At 42.1% G+C, this 18,633-nt stretch carries 18 protein-coding genes; 7 read left to right on the forward strand and 11 right to left on the reverse strand.

Annotated elements, in window-relative coordinates:
- Positions 1–17 precede the first annotated feature (17 nt).
- Together ACN20O_RS05550 and ACN20O_RS05555 are read left to right on the forward strand one after the other, a co-directional pair.
- Positions 18–1,808 carry a hypothetical protein gene (locus tag ACN20O_RS05550; RefSeq protein ID WP_491637994.1) on the forward strand — a complete coding sequence of 597 codons (1,791 nt, stop codon included), beginning with the start codon at positions 18–20 and terminating at the stop codon, positions 1,806–1,808.
- Between the two features lie 2 nt (positions 1,809–1,810).
- Entirely contained in the window at positions 1,811–2,539 is a 729-nt protein-coding gene (locus ACN20O_RS05555; protein ID WP_491637996.1) for a polyprenol monophosphomannose synthase, read from the forward strand.
- Here the strand turns inward: ACN20O_RS05555 and ACN20O_RS05560 are convergent.
- From ACN20O_RS05560 to ahcY, 3 genes are read right to left on the reverse strand one after another with little or no spacing between them, the layout of a single operon-like run.
- The gene (locus ACN20O_RS05560) at positions 2,536–3,207 is read right to left on the reverse strand and encodes a hypothetical protein (RefSeq protein ID WP_491637998.1); all 672 of its coding nucleotides are present in this window, start codon (positions 3,205–3,207) and stop codon (positions 2,536–2,538) included. The genes ACN20O_RS05555 and ACN20O_RS05560 overlap by 4 nt on opposite strands.
- Complete coding sequence (rpiB, locus tag ACN20O_RS05565; protein ID WP_491638000.1) at positions 3,204–3,644, reverse strand: ribose 5-phosphate isomerase B; 441 nt, start codon at positions 3,642–3,644, stop codon at positions 3,204–3,206. Before rpiB ends, ACN20O_RS05560 begins: the two co-directional genes overlap by 4 nt.
- A 3-nt stretch (positions 3,645–3,647) precedes the next feature.
- Positions 3,648–4,943, reverse strand: a complete 1,296-nt coding sequence (gene ahcY, locus ACN20O_RS05570; RefSeq protein ID WP_491638002.1) for an adenosylhomocysteinase — start codon at positions 4,941–4,943, stop codon at positions 3,648–3,650.
- An 89-nt stretch (positions 4,944–5,032) separates the two neighbouring features.
- Here ahcY and ACN20O_RS05575 point away from each other — a divergent pair, with 89 nt between their 5' ends.
- A complete protein-coding gene (locus ACN20O_RS05575; RefSeq protein WP_491638004.1) occupies positions 5,033–5,980 on the forward strand; it encodes a phosphotransferase in 948 nt (315 codons plus the stop codon).
- 3 nt (positions 5,981–5,983) lie between these two features.
- Positions 5,984–7,369, forward strand: coding sequence for a THUMP domain-containing class I SAM-dependent RNA methyltransferase (locus ACN20O_RS05580; protein WP_491638006.1), 1,386 nt, complete (start codon positions 5,984–5,986; stop codon positions 7,367–7,369).
- Between the two features lie 35 nt (positions 7,370–7,404).
- Here the strand turns inward: ACN20O_RS05580 and ACN20O_RS05585 are convergent, their stop codons facing one another.
- The 7 genes from ACN20O_RS05585 to ACN20O_RS05615 form a co-directional block, all read right to left on the reverse strand.
- Positions 7,405–8,643, reverse strand: a complete 1,239-nt coding sequence (locus ACN20O_RS05585) for a formylglycine-generating enzyme family protein (protein ID WP_491638008.1) — start codon at positions 8,641–8,643, stop codon at positions 7,405–7,407.
- Between the two features lie 62 nt (positions 8,644–8,705).
- Positions 8,706–9,533, reverse strand: a complete 828-nt coding sequence (locus ACN20O_RS05590; protein WP_491638010.1) for a hypothetical protein — start codon at positions 9,531–9,533, stop codon at positions 8,706–8,708.
- Between the two features lie 52 nt (positions 9,534–9,585).
- Complete coding sequence (locus ACN20O_RS05595) at positions 9,586–11,295, reverse strand: acyl-CoA dehydrogenase family protein (protein WP_491638012.1); 1,710 nt, start codon at positions 11,293–11,295, stop codon at positions 9,586–9,588.
- A gap of 125 nt (positions 11,296–11,420) precedes the next feature.
- Positions 11,421–11,996: a hypothetical protein gene (locus tag ACN20O_RS05600; protein WP_491638014.1), complete on the reverse strand. Its 576-nt coding sequence runs from the start codon at positions 11,994–11,996 to the stop codon at positions 11,421–11,423.
- A 495-nt stretch (positions 11,997–12,491) separates the two neighbouring features.
- The gene (locus ACN20O_RS05605; protein ID WP_491638016.1) at positions 12,492–13,403 is read right to left on the reverse strand and encodes a class I SAM-dependent methyltransferase; all 912 of its coding nucleotides are present in this window, start codon (positions 13,401–13,403) and stop codon (positions 12,492–12,494) included.
- A complete protein-coding gene (locus ACN20O_RS05610) occupies positions 13,387–13,656 on the reverse strand; it encodes a hypothetical protein (protein WP_491638018.1) in 270 nt (89 codons plus the stop codon). Before ACN20O_RS05610 ends, ACN20O_RS05605 begins: the two co-directional genes overlap by 17 nt.
- The gene (locus tag ACN20O_RS05615; RefSeq protein ID WP_491638020.1) at positions 13,653–14,507 is read right to left on the reverse strand and encodes an SAM-dependent methyltransferase; all 855 of its coding nucleotides are present in this window, start codon (positions 14,505–14,507) and stop codon (positions 13,653–13,655) included. Before ACN20O_RS05615 ends, ACN20O_RS05610 begins: the two co-directional genes overlap by 4 nt.
- A 166-nt stretch (positions 14,508–14,673) precedes the next feature.
- On the opposite strand from ACN20O_RS05615, the gene ACN20O_RS05620 reads away from it, so the two are divergent.
- The 3 genes from ACN20O_RS05620 to pfkA are packed head-to-tail and all read left to right on the forward strand — an operon-like array spanning position 14,674 to position 17,949.
- On the forward strand, positions 14,674–15,447 hold the full coding sequence (locus tag ACN20O_RS05620) for a TrmH family RNA methyltransferase (protein WP_491638022.1): 774 nt from the start codon (positions 14,674–14,676) through the stop codon (positions 15,445–15,447).
- The gene (gene gpmI / locus ACN20O_RS05625; RefSeq protein ID WP_491638024.1) at positions 15,422–16,954 is read left to right on the forward strand and encodes a 2,3-bisphosphoglycerate-independent phosphoglycerate mutase; all 1,533 of its coding nucleotides are present in this window, start codon (positions 15,422–15,424) and stop codon (positions 16,952–16,954) included. Before ACN20O_RS05620 ends, gpmI begins: the two co-directional genes overlap by 26 nt.
- An 11-nt stretch (positions 16,955–16,965) precedes the next feature.
- Positions 16,966–17,949, forward strand: a complete 984-nt coding sequence (gene pfkA / locus ACN20O_RS05630) for a 6-phosphofructokinase (protein ID WP_491638026.1) — start codon at positions 16,966–16,968, stop codon at positions 17,947–17,949.
- Between the two features lie 145 nt (positions 17,950–18,094).
- Here the strand turns inward: pfkA and ACN20O_RS05635 are convergent, their stop codons facing one another.
- Positions 18,095–18,616: a hypothetical protein gene (locus ACN20O_RS05635; RefSeq protein WP_491638028.1), complete on the reverse strand. Its 522-nt coding sequence runs from the start codon at positions 18,614–18,616 to the stop codon at positions 18,095–18,097.
- Between the last annotated feature and the right edge of the window lie 17 nt (positions 18,617–18,633).

Below are 18,633 nucleotides of genomic sequence, written 5' to 3' on the forward strand. Positions count from 1 at the left end.
TAAGGTAAAATACTCTTATGAAAACATTAAATTTGGCCCTTATTTCCCTACTCACTCTTGGCCCTGTTTCGGCCATGGCCCAGACAACGACAACGACGACGGCTGCGACTATCTCAACAGCAACCGGAGTGACAACGGCCACTGAAACAAGCAACAATGCTTTGCTTTTAGAAAACGCAAAAGCATCTCGTGAACAAGTCGAAAAGAAAAATGCCGATAAACCTGTCCAAGAAATCCGCGCTCTGGGACCTGGACAGAATAATATCAACACAACAAATCTCACAGACCAAGAATTACAACTAAGCCAGCAGTACCTTCACCAAGGTCTTTCTAACGATATTATGAAACAAAACTGTACTGGCGATATGGCCTCAGTTTGTAATGGGAATGAAGGGAAACACAAGTTCATGGGAATGGACCCGAACATGGTTAAAGCAGTGGCCCAGGCCTACGCGATGTTTGGTGCGATTGCCGGTGACAGCTTAGGATCAATCTCAAAGGGTGATAAGGCCATGCAAGCAGATAAAAAAGCTGCTGAAGAAGCTAAGGCAAAAGGTGAATCGCCAGATAAAGTAGACTCCAAAGCAAACGACTATTGCAAATTTATCCCTACAGCGACAGAAGGAATTGCCACAGCTATGCAGGCGATTAAAACAAAAGAGTTGGGTGAAGATATTGGTAATGGAGATACGGCCCAAAAAGATTACTTACTAAAGGCCGCTAAAAGCCATGACTCTCGAGCGAAAATGGCACAAATCCAGGCCGCCGGATGGTGGGGAGGAGCTGCTTGTTACGCAACCAATGCTGGTCTTGGGAATTTTGCCTGGGATAAAAATCTCTTAATCAAAATGGGAGCTGCTACACTATTAGGTGCCTTCTATCAGAGCGAAGTTTCGGCCAACAAAGAATACGCTGAAAAAACAAGAAAGATTGCAGATATGCTTCCCAACAAAGGAGATTGTAACCCAATCACTGATAACCTTTGTTACTGTTCACAGCCATCAACTGAAAATGATCCTACTTACTGTGCAAAAGGTCTGCATAAAAAATCACTGGCCGCAAGTTCATACCGCGTAGCTTGTACTACGGATACACTGGCCATCGATGCCAGCTGTAACTGCGAAAAGACCAATACATGTTTTGACAATTATCTCGAAATTCAAAGTGAAGGCGCTCTGGAGTTAGGAGGGCTTGGTTATTCAAGTTCACCTTATAAGTCGATTCGCTCACTGGCTCGTGGAGAACTTGTCGGAGGAACACTCAACTCATCATCATACGATTCAACTATGGCCATTGCTAAAAAAGGTCTAAGAGAATTAGCGAGCAAGATTCCTCTGGATAACTCTCCTCTGACAAAAGACCAAAAAGGGATTGCTGATGCTATTGCCTCTAAAGGTGTTCCAGCATCAGTTGCTGCTTTAATGGCCCAGAACCAACCAAGTTCTTCGGCGACGAATGCAGCGATGGCAAAACTTCAAGGCTCTTCAGGTGCTGGCCTAAAACTGGCCTCAGTTGCACCTAGAGGATCAAATATTGTCGATTTCTCAGGTGGTAATGGACTAGGGACTGCAGGAAGAAAAAATGAAGGTGGAAGTGGTGCTGAAGATATTCTAGCGAAACTAAAACCAGGTGCTGCGAAAGCCGCTCCCAATTCAAAAATTCTTGAGTTCGCTCAGAAGGCAGAAGCTCGTGCTCAGCAAGCAAACCAGATTAGAAAAGATAACAACACTCCTCTATTTGAGATTATCTCGATGAGATACCAAACTTCAGGAAGAAGACTTTTAGAAGTGGATGCTGAAGGCAAATAGAAGTGATTAGTCAGTCTCTGGTCATCATCCCAACGTACAACGAAGCCCTCAATGTGGATTCGATGATTGAGCGTCTGTTTGCGCTCTACCCTGATATTTCAGTCCTGATTATCGATGATAATTCGCCCGATAAGACTGCCTTAGTCGTCGAGGCACTAAAGACCAAGCACCCCAACCTCTTTCTGATTAAAAGGGCCGGAAAACTAGGTCTGGGAACAGCTTATGTTGAAGGCTTTAAGTGGGCCCTTCTTAAAAAATTTAAGTTCATCGCCCAAATGGACTGTGACTTCTCTCACGACCCAAAAGATTTAGGACGCTTGATTACGGCCCTCTATGATGGGACGGCCCTGGCCATTGGCTCACGCTACAGCGGCAATGACATCAGGACCAAAGACTGGCCATGGTATCGACTGCTTATTTCATTGGGAGCTGGCTTCCTCCTGCGCCTTTTTACGGGCCTAAAAATCCGCGATATTTCCGGAGGCTTTAAGTGCTTTAAGCGCGAAGCTCTCGAAAAAATCAACTTCGATAACATCATCTCTAAAGGTTATGTTTTTCAATTTGAAATGACCTATAAAGTGCATGCCATGGGGTATGACATTGTCGAAATCCCTATCGTCTTTTCCGAGCGAGTTTATGGAAAATCCAAAATGAACTTGGGCATCGTGCTTGAGGCCTTCAGTGTAATGTTCAGGCTGCGCCTGAAAAAGATAATGAATCAATTGAATTAACGAACCAGGCTTTTTCTTGAAAAAACTTCGTCGTTAAGTGGGTTGTACATCATCAAAACAAGAATCCAGTAAAACACTAATTCAAAGACAATGTAGCGAAGAGCTGAAGGAATAAAGCTCATAAGAATCGCGGCCACTGCGTAAGCCCCTGTCTGCGTATAGCGAGGTAGAGGAATGGCAAAACGGTTTACGAAGTTCTTGATCTGATCCAGGCGTGAGTAGAAAAATGGCAGCACGATAAAGTAAAGTGTCGCCAGGATTTTAATCCCTAAAGTGAAAATGATGTCGGTGATTTCAAAACCGGCGATAACTAGATGGCGGATGTTCATCTCACCTAATGCGTTTCTCACTTTGATAAATTCCGGTGTCGGGTAGTGAAAAATGATTTGCCCCCAGGACATTTCATCCAAAGCAAATGCTAAAAAGACAATTCCGGTAAACACGCTACAAGCAGCAAACACTCCCCCTCTAAAAGGCTTGAGGATGCTGGCGCGGTAAAAACACATAACTGAAGCAAACAATAGAGTTGAAATGATTAACCATTGTAATGGTCCACCTTCAACAGCAAGCTCGCTTTCAAAATACATTGGATTGTTTCTAGCGTGGTACATGTAAAAGAAAATAAGGAGCACCAGAACCGGGTACATCACCTTTTCAAAAAGTTTCAACAGCTCTCTCCCAAATCTTCAAATAACTTTAAACGGTCTGAGTGTCTGCCGCCTTCAAACGAATTGACAAACCAGGCTTCGATAATCTTTTTTGTTTCTTCTTCTGTCGTGAAACGAGCGCCCAAACAAAGAACGTTGGCGTCGTTGTGCTTGCGGGCCATTTCCGCATCCATAGGAGTTCGGCAAAGGGCTGCACGCACACCCTTGAAACGGTTGGCGACGATTGAGACGCCAATTCCTGAACCACAAAGCAAGATTCCCTGAATGCCTTGAGAAGTCACTTCGTGACTCACCTTTTTAGCGTACTCAGGATAATCGGCCCTCTCAGACGAATATGTGCCGCAGTCGATGACATCGAACTGTTTGCTCTGAAGGAAATGTTTTACCATTTCCTTCATTTCATAAGCTGCGTGATCTGAGCCGATTGCTATTTTCATAAATTAGTATCTGTAGTGGTCTGGTTTATATGGACCTTCAGCTTTAATACCAAGGTATTCAGCTTGAGCAGATGTTAGAGTATCTAGTTTTACCCCGATTTTTTCAAGGTGAAGACGAGCTACTTTCTCATCAAGGTGTTTTGGAAGTACGTAAACTTTGTTTTCGTAGTTCTTGTGGTTCGCCCATAGTTCCATTTGTGCCATAACTTGGTTTGTAAACGAGTTAGACATTACGAATGAAGGGTGACCTGTACCACATCCAAGGTTAACCAGACGTCCTTCTGCAAGAACGATTAGTTTCTTTCCAGATGGCATGATGTATTGATCAACTTGAGGCTTGATGTTTACTTTTTTACCAGTCTTGTTCAGGTAAGCAACTTCGATTTCAAGATCGAAGTGACCGATGTTAGCAACGATTGCTCCATCTTTCATCATTTCCATATGCTTGCCTGTGATTACGTCACGGCATCCTGTAGCTGTTACGAAAATGTCTCCAAGCTTTGCAGCATCTTCCATTTTCATAACCTGGTATCCTTCCATAGCTGCTTGAAGAGCACAGATAGGATCGATTTCAGTTACGATTACACGTCCACCAAGACCGCGGAATGATCCAGCAGATCCCTTACCTACGTCACCGTATCCAGCAACAACACACACTTTACCAGCAACCATTACATCTGTAGCTCTCTTAACAGAGTCAACTAGAGATTCGCGGCATCCGTAAAGGTTGTCGAATTTTGATTTAGTTGTTGAGTCGTTGATGTTGATAGCAGGCATTTTCAACTCGCCTTTTTTCATCATATCGTAAAGTCTATGAACACCTGTTGTTGTTTCTTCAGATAGACCTTTGATGTTAGCGATTAGCTCTGGGTACTTGTTGTGAACCATAACAGTTAAGTCACCACCGTCATCAAGGATCATGTTTAGTCCTGATCCATCCGGCCACTTAAGAGTTTGCTCAATACACCAGTCGAATTCTTTTTCGTTCATTCCTTTCCAAGCAAAAACAGGAATCCCTGCAGCAGCAATAGCAGCAGCGGCCTGGTCTTGAGTTGAGAAGATGTTACATGATGACCAACGAACCTCTGCGCCAAGTTCAACAAGAGTTTCGATTAGTACTGCAGTTTGGATTGTCATGTGAAGACATCCAGCAATTTTTGCGCCTTTTAGAGGTTTTGATTTTCCAAATTCCGCACGTAGGGCCATTAATCCTGGCATTTCCGTTTCTGCGATTTCGATTTCCTTACGTCCCCAGTCAGCCAGCGACATATCTTTTACTTTGTAATCCGTAAAGGCCATAATTCCCCCTAGTGGTTTTTTGATTTTGTAATAAAATTAAACAGGCTCACTATAGCATTCCAGAGAGAAGCTCACAAGGTAATTTAAGCATGGCAAGTTATACACAAATCAGTCTCGCAGAGGCAGAAGAAATATTGAAGCTCTACGGTCGGTCAAAGGTGAAAAAGTGCACTTCACTTTCACTGGGGATTTCGAATTCTAACTACCGCGTTGATTTAGAAAACGAAACAGTTTTACTTAAAATCTCCAATGATAAAAATCAACAGCAACTTGCTGATGAGCAAGCTATTTTAGTGTATTTAAAAGAGTGTGGTTACCCTTACTCACTAAAACCTTTCCCTCTGACTTCAGGGGAATTCATTTACAACTACGGTCCGTATTTCGGAGTGCTTTATCCGTTTGCCCAGGGGATTCCTCCCGGACCTTCTGACTACACTTGCCAAGAAGTAGGAAGAGCTATTGCTGAGCTTCATGTTTTAAAACATGACCAAGAGAAAATGAAATCGCTTAGACCCCATGAGTCTGTGGGCTATGGCCCTAAAGAAATATTAGACTACATTAAGTCCCCAAGCTGCCCCGCTGACTTTAAGGCCGGTTTTGAGAGTCTTTTTAGCGATCACTTGGAAGGATTTATGAGTGCTGGTTTTGAGACCGGGATCATTCACGGGGATCTCTACTACGACAATACGCTTTTTGATAACAATAAAATCAGCACTGTACTGGACTTCGAGCAGGCCGGCATCGGCGAATACATTCTGGATTTAGGGATTTCGATTTCTGGAACGTGTTTAGAGAAAGGAATGGTCATAACACCACTAGTAAACTCATACCTGATGGGGTATGAATCAGTCAGACCGCTTTCAGCTGTTGAAAAGAAATTCTTAGACCAGTCCATTATCCTTGGACTCCTTTCGATCTCTCTGTGGAGAATCAAAAGATTCAAAGAAAGAAACCTCAACCCTCTTATGGAAAATTCCTATAGAGACTTGCTTGTACGCGCCTTAAATTATTTTGAAATGAGAAAACAGGAAATATAAATCATGGCTAAAGTTCCACCAAAAAAAGATGGATTTAAAAAAGACGCCGGTGGTGATTACCGCCGCGAAAGACGAAACGACAGACGAGATGACCGTCGTGAACCAAAAAAGTTCAGCGACGTAAAAAGCACGCCTAAGGCGAAAGTAAATGCCGACGGGACAAAACAATTTGACCAGTCGACTTTCTTTGCTTCATGCCCGAGAGAAGTTGAACATCTCCTGGAAAAAGAAATCAGAGACCTTGGCATCACTCGCATTGAAGTGGAAAAAGGTGGAGTTGCTTTTAAAGCTGAAACAGAAGAAGCACTGGATGTTTTATTAAACTCACGTGTGGCCTCAAGAGTTTTTAAAGAACTTCAAGTTTATACAATCTCAACTGAGAAAGACCTTTACGCTCTTGCTAAAGAAAAGTGGTGGGACAAGATCTTCAACGTGCAACAGACGTTTAAGATCAACACTCTTTTTGATCGCGATGCTAAAGAAGCATTCAACAACTCAATGATCTTCTCGCAGCTTTTAAAAGATGCGATCGCTGATAACTTCAGAGAAAAATACGGTGAGAGACCAAGTGTTGACACTGGAAGACCAGACATCACTTTCCTTCTTCGCGTAGAGAGAAAACCTGGAACTCCTCAATTCAACGCCCGTATCCTGGTTGATATGTGCGGTGACCCGATTTCTAACCGCGGTTATAGAGAAGAATCACTTAAAGCGCCACTAAGAGAAAACCTGGCCGCTGCGATCATCATGTCGACAGACTTTGATCCAGAAAAAGATATCTTCACTGATTCAATGTGCGGAACAGGAACACTTCTGATTGAAGCGATTCTTATCAGAGCAAAAGTGGCTCCGACTTATTTAAAAATCAGACAGTACATTGAAAAGCGTGTTCCGGTTTTTGATTTCATCAAGCACCCATGGTTTTTGGCCGACAGAAAAGCACAACGCCTTTTTGATGAAAGAGCTCAAGTGATTTACAACCACTCTCTTGCTGCTTTAAACGAACTTCAAACAAGACAATTTTTTGGTTTTGATATCCACGAGCGTGCGATGGAAACAACTCGCATCCACCTTCACAACGCTATGATTGACCAGCAGATCGTGACTCTCAACAAGCGCGACGCTACCAAAATCACTCCGATGGATGATCCTCCGGGAATCATTATCTGTAACCCTCCTTACGGGGAACGCATGGGTGATGAAGATGAGCTAAAAGGGCTTTATAAATCTTATGGTGAAAACTTAAAGCATAACTTTAAAGGTTTCAGAGCTTACGTTTTCACGTCGAATCCGCTTTTAAGAAAAGAGATTTCTTTAGGGACATCTGAGAGAAAGACGTTTTTTAACGGGAGTCTTGAGTGTCGATTACTTAAGTATGAATTGTATTAGATAAAATAAAAGAGGCCGCTGAATGCGGCCTTTTTTTATTGTTTAATTAAACGAAATCCAACATTAATAAATCTTCCATCTGCCTCAATCTTGGTCTTTGTCGCAGGCCTCAGGATGCGTGGCCCTCCGGTCCAACTTCCACCTTTAAGCAGGTATCCATTTTTATTTTTCGTTAACTGCCAGACATTTCCACACATATCCGAGAGACCAAATGGATTTCTAGGTTTTGATTTCACCGGATGAGTTTGTTGTTTTGCCCCTACTTCTTCCCAGCAGTTTTTTGCCACATCATCGAAGTTTGATCCAAACCAGAAAATCGTGCTCGCCTGGGCCCTCGCTGCAAACTCCCACTCGTTTTGATCTGGTAGCCTTGTTTTTAACTCTGGATAAGTGAGAGATAAAATCGTTATAAAATCTAAAACATCATTGGCCGAAATATTTTCAACTGGGTTGTCAGGACAAATTTCCGCCGAACCTAAAAACGGGACATTCTCAGGGCAATACGATCTTTGTTTGAAGCGGGAAGGATTTGATCCCATGATCTGCATCCATTGCATCTGAGTGATAGGAGAGGCCATGAGTTGAAACTCTGCTTTATTTTCGTAAGCAAATTCAGTTTCGTCGGGGAAATGGCCAGGCTGAAGCTTATTAGAACCTAAAATATTTTTTCCTTTAGGGATTTTAACCCACTCCACTTTCCATTGATTTTTCTCACTCCAATACTCTGTTGATAAGATGTCTCTCAAAATGGGATTACCAGCGATCTGAGTTTTAGTGAAAGTGATGTTTTCTTTTTTAGAGAAGTCTTGAATCATTTTCTCAACAACAGCATTGAATTTTTTTCTCCACGCTGGAAAATCTTTGCGGGCCGAAATTCCAGCTTGAAGATCTTTTTCTTGGTCACTCCATGCTTTAGATTCAGTTACAGTTAAACTGGAATCAACAGCGAATGTCTTGACTCGCTCCAGGGCTTCTCTGGCGTTTAGCCATTGAAGGTTGGCAAGCCCCATGCGGTAGCCTTTATGATCTGGCCTATAGATTGGATTATCTCTTTTGATGATCGCTTCAAACTCAGAAGGAATCATTAAAGCGTGACTTAATTGCGTAATGAAAACGGATTTTAATTTAGAGCTCGATTTTTTACTCTCACACATGGTGAAGTGAGCACTCTTGCCTTTTAATTCAAATGAGCAAAGCTCATCAGACTTTGCGACTTGAGAAAAAAGGGTGAGACCGACAATAAGAGAGAATAAGCTGTATTTTGTTGTGTTCATCCCTTAAATTTAATTGATTTAAGAAATGAACACAATGAATTTTCTTTTGGTGAAATGCGTGTCTAACCGCTCAGCTTTTCTGAGAGCTTCATCGCAAGATTTGGCGAAGCGTACTTTAAAAAAGTGATTGGGTTAATGATCTTATCAAAGTGCTTTGACGACTTTGAGAAGAAGTATGAAGACACGTCTGAATCTTTTAAGAAGATCGTGTGCCCTTTATTTGAAAACTTTCTCGAGATAAATTCTGAATCAAGGAAACAGACTTCTCTGATCATAAAGTTTTTAGCAACATAAATAATAATGCAGTAATCAGAAAGCTCCACTAGAGTCTTTTTGATTTTTACACCTTTTGGAGAAGAAGCGTCACTCCACTCTACTTGAATCTCAACTCTTTTTCCATCTTCCATTACGAAATCAAAACCTCTTTGCGATGTCGACTTCACTTGTTTTAGGCCGAAGATACATTTGGCGTACCACTCACCTAATTGAGTTGGAAGGTTCTTTCCATTGAGAAGAATTTGTTCCGCTGCCAGCACTTCGTAAGCGCGGTTAACGATTCCAATTTGATCGAGAATCATTTTGTTGTTGGGAACATAGACGATGGAAATCTTCTTTGCATCTTTGCGTAAAAGCTTTTTAGAGAATTGCTTTTCATACCAGATGGAGAAGTTTTCATTGCTTGAAAGCTCATAAGAGTCATAAACAAAGCCCACTCGCAGAAGCGAGTGGATGTCTTTGCATTCGGGCAATTTCTTTTGAATGTACTTAAGAGGGGCGAATTCCTTGCGGTCTTCGCTCATGACAAAGTATTCATCTTTGTCATAGTCACTACTCCCATGAGTAGATGACGAGAAGAGTTTAATCTCTTCACTTAGTTTTTGAATGTCCATTTAGCGCTCAATTTTTAAAAGTATAATCCCTACTAGTGTACCACTAAGTGGATCAAACATTCAATTGAGATAAGTCCTCTTTGAAATTCAGGATTGACTGCGCAATTCCCGCATTTTTAACCAGTTGTTGCTGGACATAAAATCTAAAGTCGACTTTTTTGCTCTGGTAATAATCTTTATCTTCTTGCGATTGAGCTGTTTTCGACGCAATCACTGCTTCGCATGCACCTTCAAGAAGTAGCCATGCACCAATTAAGTTCGCAGAGAAATTTAAGAAATTCATTGAATGGAAAAGGATTGTGTCGAACTTATTTGCTTTTGCTAGAGCTCCAAACTGCGCCAGGATCTCTTGTGCCTTTTGCAAATTCTTTCCTAAAGTAGCTAACTCGTCAGCAAACTCTTGAGCTTCTGGACGCGCCATTGTCTTCTGGATTTTTGCTCCGATTCCCATAAATGTTTTAGCGTTGTCTTTTAAAACTTTTCTCATTACGAAATCCATCGCCTGGATAGCGTTTGTCCCTTCGTAGATGGAAGCAATTTTTAAATCGCGGGCAAATTGCTCGATTCCGTACTCTGAACAAAATCCATATCCACCGTGAGTCTGGATAGCATCAACTGCTACCTGGAAGCCTTCATCTGAGCAGTACGATTTACAGATTGGAGTTAAGAATGCGATTTCATCTTCAGCGGCTTTGTCACCGTGGTGAGCGCGGTCAAACTGATCACCTGTATAAAGGATCAAGCTTCTCATTGAACGGGCCATTGATCTCATTTTTAAAAGAGTTCTTTTAACGTCCGGGTGATTCACAATCTCTTTTCCAAATTGTGATCTCTCACGTGCGTACTGTTCAGTTAACATATAAACCAGGTTTGCTTGTGCTTCACCTTGAACACCACATAGAAGTCTTGCTTCATTCATCAGAATGAACATGTTGATCATTCCTTCGAACTCTTTACCGATTAAGTAACCTTCACAGTTACCTTGAGCTCCGAAAGTCATTTCACATGTCGCTTGACCGTGAATTCCCATTTTCTCTTCAATTTTTGTACACACTACATCGTTTGGAGTTCCATCGAGGCGAATTTTAGGAACGATAAAGAGTGAGAGACCTTTTGTTCCTGCCGGAGCTCCTGGAGTTTTTGCCAGAACTAAATGGATGATGTTTTCGTAGAAATCGTTATCTCCTGAAGAGATAAAAATTTTGATCCCTTTCATTTTATAAGTGCCGTTGCCATTTGGAGTTGCTGTGGTGATGACTGCACCAACATCACTCCCCGCTCCCGGCTCTGTTAAGCACATTGTCCCACCCCATAATCCTGAGATCATGTTTGGCACGTATGTATCTTTTTGTTCTTGAGTCCCTACTTTTAGGATTACATCCATGGCCCCGCGAGAAAGCCCCGGATACATTGAGAATGAAACGTTTGCTCCGTTCATGATCGACTGACAGACAAGAGACACTGTGTGAGGAACTGGCATACCACCAATTTCTTCCGGGTATCCAATTGCGTGCCATCCGTTTTCGTAATACTTTTTCATTCCTTCTTTGAATGATTGAGGCGCTGTTACTTTTCCATTGGCAAGTTTTACACCTTCATGGTCCCCAATTGTTCTGCTTGGGTAAACTTCTTTTTCAATGAACTTGTTACATTCATTGATAATATCTTTCATATCGTTTTCACCAACACCGTTGTTTTGGATTTTTAGCATATTGAAAAGGTTGAAGTGAATATCTCTAAGATCTGTTTTGAATTGGGCCACGTTAAACCATCCTTGATTTAATTAATTTGAAGTCCTTTTATTATAAATCAAATCGCATAAAAAAAAGAGAGGACCCATTCGGGTCCCCTATTTTTTATTTTGTAGTGATTTGGTCTGATATCTGATTAGATTGCTCTAACAAAGTACTGAGTTCCTGAAGAAGACTGCACACCAGATGGGTTAGCTTGGATCGGGTATCTTGTGTCAATTACATAGTAAGCACCACTCACTGTGATGTAATATACGTTTCCACCTGACATTGCTTGAACTTGTACGTTCGTAGCGGCGTTCAAGATAGAGATAAGTTCAGACTGCTTAGATGACACGTTAACATCTGAGTGCCTCACTGTTGCACCGTTACTATATTGGTAAGTGATCGTTGGAGTTGAAGCCACGATCGAGTTCCAAGTTGTCGTCGTTCCAGATGACCCAGAGCTCGAAGTGTAACAGTAATAAAAGATACCCCATTTTGTGTCACAAGTTTGGTTACTTGATCCAGATGAGATAACACCGTTACCAAAGTTAGATGAGTAGCTGTTAATTTGCGCAATTAATGTCTGCACATAAGTTTGAGCTGTAGTGTTACCTGAAAGGTAGGGGTTCGAGTAAGTCAACGATGAAGTTGATGACGAAACCTTGTTGTCCTTTCCACATGAAACTAATGAAGCTAAAACGATCATAGATAATAATAATTTTTTCATAACGTCCTCCCTAAAGGCGTATTGAGTATAGTTTCTTAGAAACTGCTTGGTTTATATTAGAGCAACTGTCATGCCAAGCAGTGCCCTATGGATTTACAGGGGTTAGCTAAGAGGGGTGTATGCTGTGTGAACATTCTACAAACACCTGTCTAAAAATTAGTCAATTTTTTAGACACTATTCAGGGGATTACAGAGGAGGATGTCTATATTTTAGCTAGTGATGTTTAATCAAAGATTTGGGTCTTTTCTTAGGTTTTATGAGGTTGAATAGTTTTTAAGCTATTTTTTTAACCTATATAAGGATGATTTTGATTACCCGATTGCCGGAGGAATCAAAAATAAAATCGCCGATCCTAAAGTTAAGGAAAGGGCCCAGGATGTTCTGGAGAAATTCTTTGAAGCTGACTATGTAATCAGAATCGTTACATCATTAGACACACTAAAGTCTAAAGACATCCCTGAAGATGCTAATTGGGATACGATTGGAACTTATTACTAAACCTGGCGTTTAAAGAAGAGAATCTTTAATCCCTCTTCAGGGTTTACTTCCATATCGCTGAAGCTCGCGTACATTTTATTCTGGAAGATAAACTCCGGTGCATGCTCTTTAAAGGCGTTTAAAAGAAAATCACTCCCGAGATATGGCGAATTCAAACAGGCCATAATAACCGCATCCTCGCTGGCCATTTCCGGCAGGCGGCGGATAATTTTATGATAGTCTCTTTCCACTTTAAAACTCAGACCCTGATTTGTCGGCGGATCAATAATCACAATATCGTAAGGGCCTCTTTTAGAGATGACTCCCAATGATTTCATAATATCGTAGTGAAAGAATTTAGTCTTTCTGCCGTCGATCTCAATACCGTTTAAACGGTGATTTTTCTCACCCACATTAAGTGCCGGCTGGCTCATATCCACATTGGCCACGGCCAGAGCTTGCCCCTTAAAAGCGGCGACAGAGAGTGAGCAGGTATAAGAAAAAAGATTGAGCACTCGTTTATTTTGCGAGTGTTGTCTCAACCAATCTCTTCCCAGTCCCATATCCAGAAAAAATCCTGTGTTCTGAGGGTTTTTTAAATTGAGTGAGTATTTCTCTCCCTTTTCCACTGCAAAAGCTTCAGCGGGCATTTCCCCTTTTAAAACTTCTACGTTGTCATTTTTTAAATGGCGCTTTTGTAAAACAATAGACTCAAATGAAAGTTCAGGAATAGAAAGTAAAAGATCGACCAGGGCCGATTTTTCATTTGATTCAATTTCTTTATAGGTAGTGATTAAGATCGTCGGTGGAAAAAAATCGATGGAAAGATGCTCAAGCCCTTCCCATTTTTTTCCTCTTCCATGAAAAAGCCTGGCACATTCCCCATTGTGAGGAATGTGCTCTTTGATGACATTAAGCAGTTGGTGCATTCGTCTGCGCTTTGCCACCAAAAAGTTTGTAGCGGATAAAGAAAGTTAAAAGCACACCGATCACTAACCCGATAATTTGGGCCAGGATAAGTTTCTGCATAGAGTATTGAGTGGCCGGTTCACAGTTAACACCAAAACTCACAGGTGGAGTTAAAAGCACTCCAATCATTTTTGGCCCAAGCCACGTCATAACTGCAAGACCAACAAGGCCACCGATAAAAGCAATGTTTAGATTCTTGTGAAAGTTTTTCATTTAATGGGCTCCTTAGTATGAATCCACGTCACTTCGTGTTTATTACATGAAAGATGCACAACGCGAGAATTAGGGATCGCTTTGAACTTAAACATTGTTTCAAAGTCCGTCGGTTGTTGAAACTTAATCGTACACGCAAAGTTGTCGACAAGTCCTGACTCACGCCAGCGATTGACCAGTTCTAAAAGTTTATCCGGGTAACAAATGATATCTGAGAAAAACCAATCTAGTTTTCCTACGTGTTGAGGTCTTAGACCAAAAGCACTCTCTTGCTTAAATTCAATATTAGGTAGGGCCGCAATCTTCGGGTCAAGCGGAGCTTTATCAACACTCACCACATTAGTCCCTACTGTTTGCAGAACCCAAGTCCATCCGCCTGGACAGCTTCCAACATCAATCGTCTTCATTCCTGGGTCTGGTTTATAACCGTACAATGTGAAGAGCTCCCACAGCTTTAGATAAGCGCGCGATGGAGGATTGATTTTATCTTCATTGAAATGAATTTCTCCAAAAGGCAGCGGACAAGTTGTCTCAGGAGAAATGATGATTTCTGCATCGGAAAGAAGTGAGAAAACTCCAATCGGAGTCTTGGGAATCTCTTCCAGGAAGTCATAGCGCTTTATTTTCGCCCTAGGCACTTTATCCAGAATTAATTCAGCTCTGCGGTGATTATTGAGTGAAAAGTGACTCCATCTGCGGGCGCGGGCCTTTAGAAGTTCTGCGGCATGAGAAATGGAGGTATACGGCAGGATTTCGACGTTGAGCCACGTATCCTGTGCAAAGACCACGTCTTGCGCCTCTCCCTTACAGAGCACTAATCTGCCATGTTGCGAGAGGATTTCAATACCCATTAGCCCGAGTTCGGTTTTTAAGTCCGTCTCGAAGCCCTCCGGGGCTAAATATCCGGTGATTGTCTGTTCTAAATTGCTTTGACCCATACGTACTAAAATTGATACCATAGGGGCGTAAACTTGGGAATCAAAAGAGCTAACAAAAAAGATAAAAAGAAAAGAGCAAATGGCCAAAAAAATCAACGGACTAATGACAAAAGAAATGAGGATTTACGGAGAAAACGCCTGCCTGGCCGTTTTCAAAAAACGTCCTCAGGATATTATTCAACTATTTTTGACTAAGGAAATGATGAAAAAATTTCCTCACGTCACTAAATACTGTGCTCAAAACAAAAAGGCCTACCACATTGTTGAGCGCGCAGAACTGGAGAAAATGACCAGAGCCACTCACCATGAAGACATCTGCATGTTGATTAAAGAGGCCCCATCAAAGTCACTTGAGGCCTATCTCTCATTAAAACCGGAAAATGCAGTCATCATCGCTTTGGAAAATGTATCCAACCCACACAATATTGGGGCCATCTTAAGAAATGCGGCTCATTTTGGAGCAACAGGAATCATTGTTCCCGATAAAAAAGTCGCTGATTCTGCTTCTTCCATCAGAACGTCTGAAGGTGGATCTGAATTCGTCGATATTTTTGAAGCCAAAGACTTTAAGAAGGCGCTGGCCCTTCTGGCAAAAAATAAATTCCAAATTATCACAACCTCTTCACACGCCAAGGCGAGCCTTTACGATGTGAAATGGGAAAAGAAAATAGTGATCGTTTTTGGAGAAGAGGCAGAAGGTTTAAGTAAAGACCTTCTCGCTGTTGGAACAACTATTAAAATCCCTGGCACTGACCACGTCGAGAGCTTAAACGTTTCCGTCGCTAGTGCTGTCATACTTTCTGACTATTATCAAAAGGTGAAAACAAATGAAATCAATCCACGGTTTAAGTAATCGCGTTCTGCTTTGTATCCTCGATGGTTTTGGAATCAATCCGAAGGATTTAAAAAACGCTATCAAGCATGCCCATAAGCCAAACATTGATGCTTTAATGGCCAACTACCCTATGACGACGATTGAGCCAGGCGGGACTCTGGTAGGTCTTCCTAAAGGTGTTGCTGGTAACTCTGAAGTCGGTCACATGAATCTGGGCGCAGGTCGCTCTGTTCGTCAGGACCTTGTCCGTATCAACGAAGCAATCGAGAATGGTTCGCTTAAAGAGATGGAAGAAATTAAAAATATTATCAAGTATGCCAAGGCCCACTCTAACCGCATTCACTTGATGGGTCTTTTATCTGATGGTGGTGTTCACTCGCACATCAATCACCTGAAAGAGCTGGCTAAAATTTTCCACGAACATAAAATTGAAATGTGCCTACACGCTTTTACTGACGGGCGCGACACCGCTCGAGATGTTGGAGTGAAGTATGTTGAAGAAGCCATGCATATCCCGGGTTTAAAATTCGCCTCTATGCAAGGACGCTCAATAGGAATGGACCGCGACCGCAGATGGAATAAAATCGAGCACTGTTATAAGTGTTTTATGGGGAAAGATCTTTTTACAAGCTTCTCCCCTATTGAATACCTGCAAAGCGAATACGCAGCAGGACGCTACGATGAATTCGTCAATCCAGTGATGTTTGATAAAAACCTGGCGATGACGAAAGACGATGCTGTTTTATTTTTTAACTTCCGTCCAGACCGCGCGATTCAAATCACGCTGGCCCTGACAGATCCAAAGTTTACTGATTTTTCTGTACCTGTTCGCCCCGGGTATTTCTTGTGTATGACACCATATGTGCAAGACTGGGTTAACCTTCCTATTCTTTTTGATAAAGAAAAACTTAGTGGAACTCTCTGCGAGTACCTTTCAAGTTTAGGAAAGCGACAATTTAAAATTGCTGAGACAGAAAAATACGCTCACGTAACTTTCTTCTTTAATGGCGGTGACAAGCATCCATTTAAAGGTGAAGACCAGGTTCTGATTTCATCTCCAAAAGATGTGGCGACTTATGATTTAAAACCTGAGATGAGTGCTTATCTTGTTTGCGATAGGTTGGAAGAAGCTCTTCGCGATCACTCGTACGACTTTTATGTAGTTAATTTCGCCAACTCTGATATGGTCGGGCACACTGGGAATTTTGAAGCTGCGATTAAGGCCATCGAGGCCCTGGATGTGGTGATGGGTAAATTAACAGCAACGTGCGCGAAAGAAGGTGTCACGATGTTGGTGACAGCTGATCACGGAAACTCGGATCAAATGATGTACGAAAATGGCGATGTCCACACTTCTCACACAGAAGCAGTAGTCCCATTTATTGTTGTTGATCCTAAATTAAAAAATGAGACAATAGAATTAAATGAAGGCCCAATGGCCTTAAGAAACGTGGCCCCTACTGTCCTAAATATCATGGGTGTTCCACAAGCTCCTCTTTTTGAAGGTGTGAGCGTTTTTAAATAAGGATTAAGTTTATGAGCAAGCCTTCTATTAAAAATATCGGTGTTCTTTGCAGTGGTGGCGATAGCCCGGGCATGAACTGCGCCATCAGAGCTGTCGTCAGAACGGCAATTGGTGAAGGCCTCGGGGTCTACGGTATTCAAAAAGGATACGAAGGCTTACTCGAAAACAATATCAGAGAACTTAATGTCTCCTCTGTAGGTAATATTCTTCAGCACGGTGGAACGATTCTTCAGACATCGCGCTCAAAAGAGTTCAGAACTCCTGAAGGAAGAAAAAAGGCAGCAGATATCTTAAAGAAACATCACATTGATGCTCTTATTGTTATCGGTGGAGACGGGTCATTTAACGGTGCCATGGCACTTCATCAGGAACACGGCATTGCTGTCGTCGGAATCCCTGGGACAATTGATAACGATATCAGTGGAACAGATTATACTATCGGTTTTGATACCGCTGTTCAAAATGCAGTAGAGGCCGTGGATAAAATCAGAGACACGGCAAACTCCCACGCCCGCACTTTTATTGTTGAAGTTATGGGAAGAAAGTCGCCGGCCATCGCACTTAAAGTTGGGATCTGCACAGGTGCTGAAAACGTTGTCCTACCGACTGCGACGATTGATTACCAAAAAATTGCCGGTGATATCGACCGCGGGATTAAACGCGGAAAAACATCATCGATTATTATCGCAGCTGAAGGCGAAGAGGCCGGAATCGGTTACACTATTCAAAAGAATTTAAAAGACCAATTCCAGGTAGAAGCTCACGTCTGTATCCTCGGTCACATCCAACGTGGTGGAAACCCGACGCCAACTGATCGTTTGATTGCTTCGCAAATGGGGCACTCGGCAGTTAAGGCGATCACTAGCGGGCAAAACGCCAGCGCGACCGTGTATATCCACGGTAAAGTTTCACTTGCTCCACTAATTGACTGTTTAAGAAAGAAGAATGAGTTTGACGTCAGCGAAGTCGAGTTACTGACTTCGCTGTCGATTTAAGACTAATTACTGATTAACAGCTTCATCAGCAGTTTCAACAAGTGAAAGAATCGATTTTTTCATAAAAACTCCTGAACTGTTGTGTGTTTGTCCAAACTACATTTCTCAGTAATTTTTTACAGGCCTCTAGTAGGGCTAAAAAGGCTCAATTCCTGCTCAAAGACTCAAAAAGCCCCTCTATTGGAAGATGATATTGGTCATCTAAGACTTGCACGTTACCAGGCGCTATAATTTTGAGCATTTGATTCTCTTCTAATTTAAACATGTCACGCAAAAACTCTTGCACAGTAGAAGTCAGAACAAGCGGCGAAACTTCGCCTTCCACTGAAATTTTCCCTGCTGCAAAACAGTCCTCCAGGTGCCCTAATGGCAAATGCCCGGTCAGGCTCCAGAGCATCAGGAGCAAAGGCAGCTCTAAGTACCTATACTCTTCTTCTTTAAACTTTTTTCCTTCAACTTCGCCTTCTATACATAAAACAAAACGCTTTAACGGGAACTTGAGTTTCCTCTGGCGTGAGAGATAAATAAATTTTTCTTTCACTCCTCGGGAATGTTTTCCCAACCCTACTATTTCGATACCTGGAATCCCGTTTGAAGCGTAGCCAAAGATATCCACCGGACACAAAACTCCCCCGAACGGGTAAATACTTTTCGTTCTCATGTTCATAAAAATCTCCTGCGCTC

It is taken from the genome of Bacteriovorax sp. As-1, from assembly GCF_058446905.1.

Excerpts from the sequence above, each read along its gene's own strand:
- ACN20O_RS05620 (WP_491638022.1), top strand. The coding sequence starts at position 14,674 with ATGGCCAAAAAAATCAACGGACTAATGACAAAAGAAATGAGGATTTAC.
- ACN20O_RS05635 (WP_491638028.1), bottom strand. The coding sequence starts at position 18,616 with ATGAACATGAGAACGAAAAGTATTTACCCGTTCGGGGGAGTTTTGTGT.
- rpiB (WP_491638000.1), bottom strand. The coding sequence starts at position 3,644 with ATGAAAATAGCAATCGGCTCAGATCACGCAGCTTATGAAATGAAGGAA.
- ACN20O_RS05580 (WP_491638006.1), top strand. The coding sequence starts at position 5,984 with ATGGCTAAAGTTCCACCAAAAAAAGATGGATTTAAAAAAGACGCCGGT.
- ACN20O_RS05615 (WP_491638020.1), bottom strand. The coding sequence starts at position 14,507 with ATGGGTATTGAAATCCTCTCGCAACATGGCAGATTAGTGCTCTGTAAG.
- ACN20O_RS05600 (WP_491638014.1), bottom strand. The coding sequence starts at position 11,996 with ATGAAAAAATTATTATTATCTATGATCGTTTTAGCTTCATTAGTTTCA.
- ACN20O_RS05550 (WP_491637994.1), top strand. The coding sequence starts at position 18 with ATGAAAACATTAAATTTGGCCCTTATTTCCCTACTCACTCTTGGCCCT.
- ACN20O_RS05585 (WP_491638008.1), bottom strand. The coding sequence starts at position 8,643 with ATGAACACAACAAAATACAGCTTATTCTCTCTTATTGTCGGTCTCACC.
- ACN20O_RS05575 (WP_491638004.1), top strand. The coding sequence starts at position 5,033 with ATGGCAAGTTATACACAAATCAGTCTCGCAGAGGCAGAAGAAATATTG.
- pfkA (WP_491638026.1), top strand. The coding sequence starts at position 16,966 with ATGAGCAAGCCTTCTATTAAAAATATCGGTGTTCTTTGCAGTGGTGGC.
- ACN20O_RS05590 (WP_491638010.1), bottom strand. The coding sequence starts at position 9,533 with ATGGACATTCAAAAACTAAGTGAAGAGATTAAACTCTTCTCGTCATCT.
- ACN20O_RS05610 (WP_491638018.1), bottom strand. The coding sequence starts at position 13,656 with ATGAAAAACTTTCACAAGAATCTAAACATTGCTTTTATCGGTGGCCTT.
- gpmI (WP_491638024.1), top strand. The coding sequence starts at position 15,422 with ATGAAATCAATCCACGGTTTAAGTAATCGCGTTCTGCTTTGTATCCTC.
- ACN20O_RS05605 (WP_491638016.1), bottom strand. The coding sequence starts at position 13,403 with ATGCACCAACTGCTTAATGTCATCAAAGAGCACATTCCTCACAATGGG.
- ahcY (WP_491638002.1), bottom strand. The coding sequence starts at position 4,943 with ATGGCCTTTACGGATTACAAAGTAAAAGATATGTCGCTGGCTGACTGG.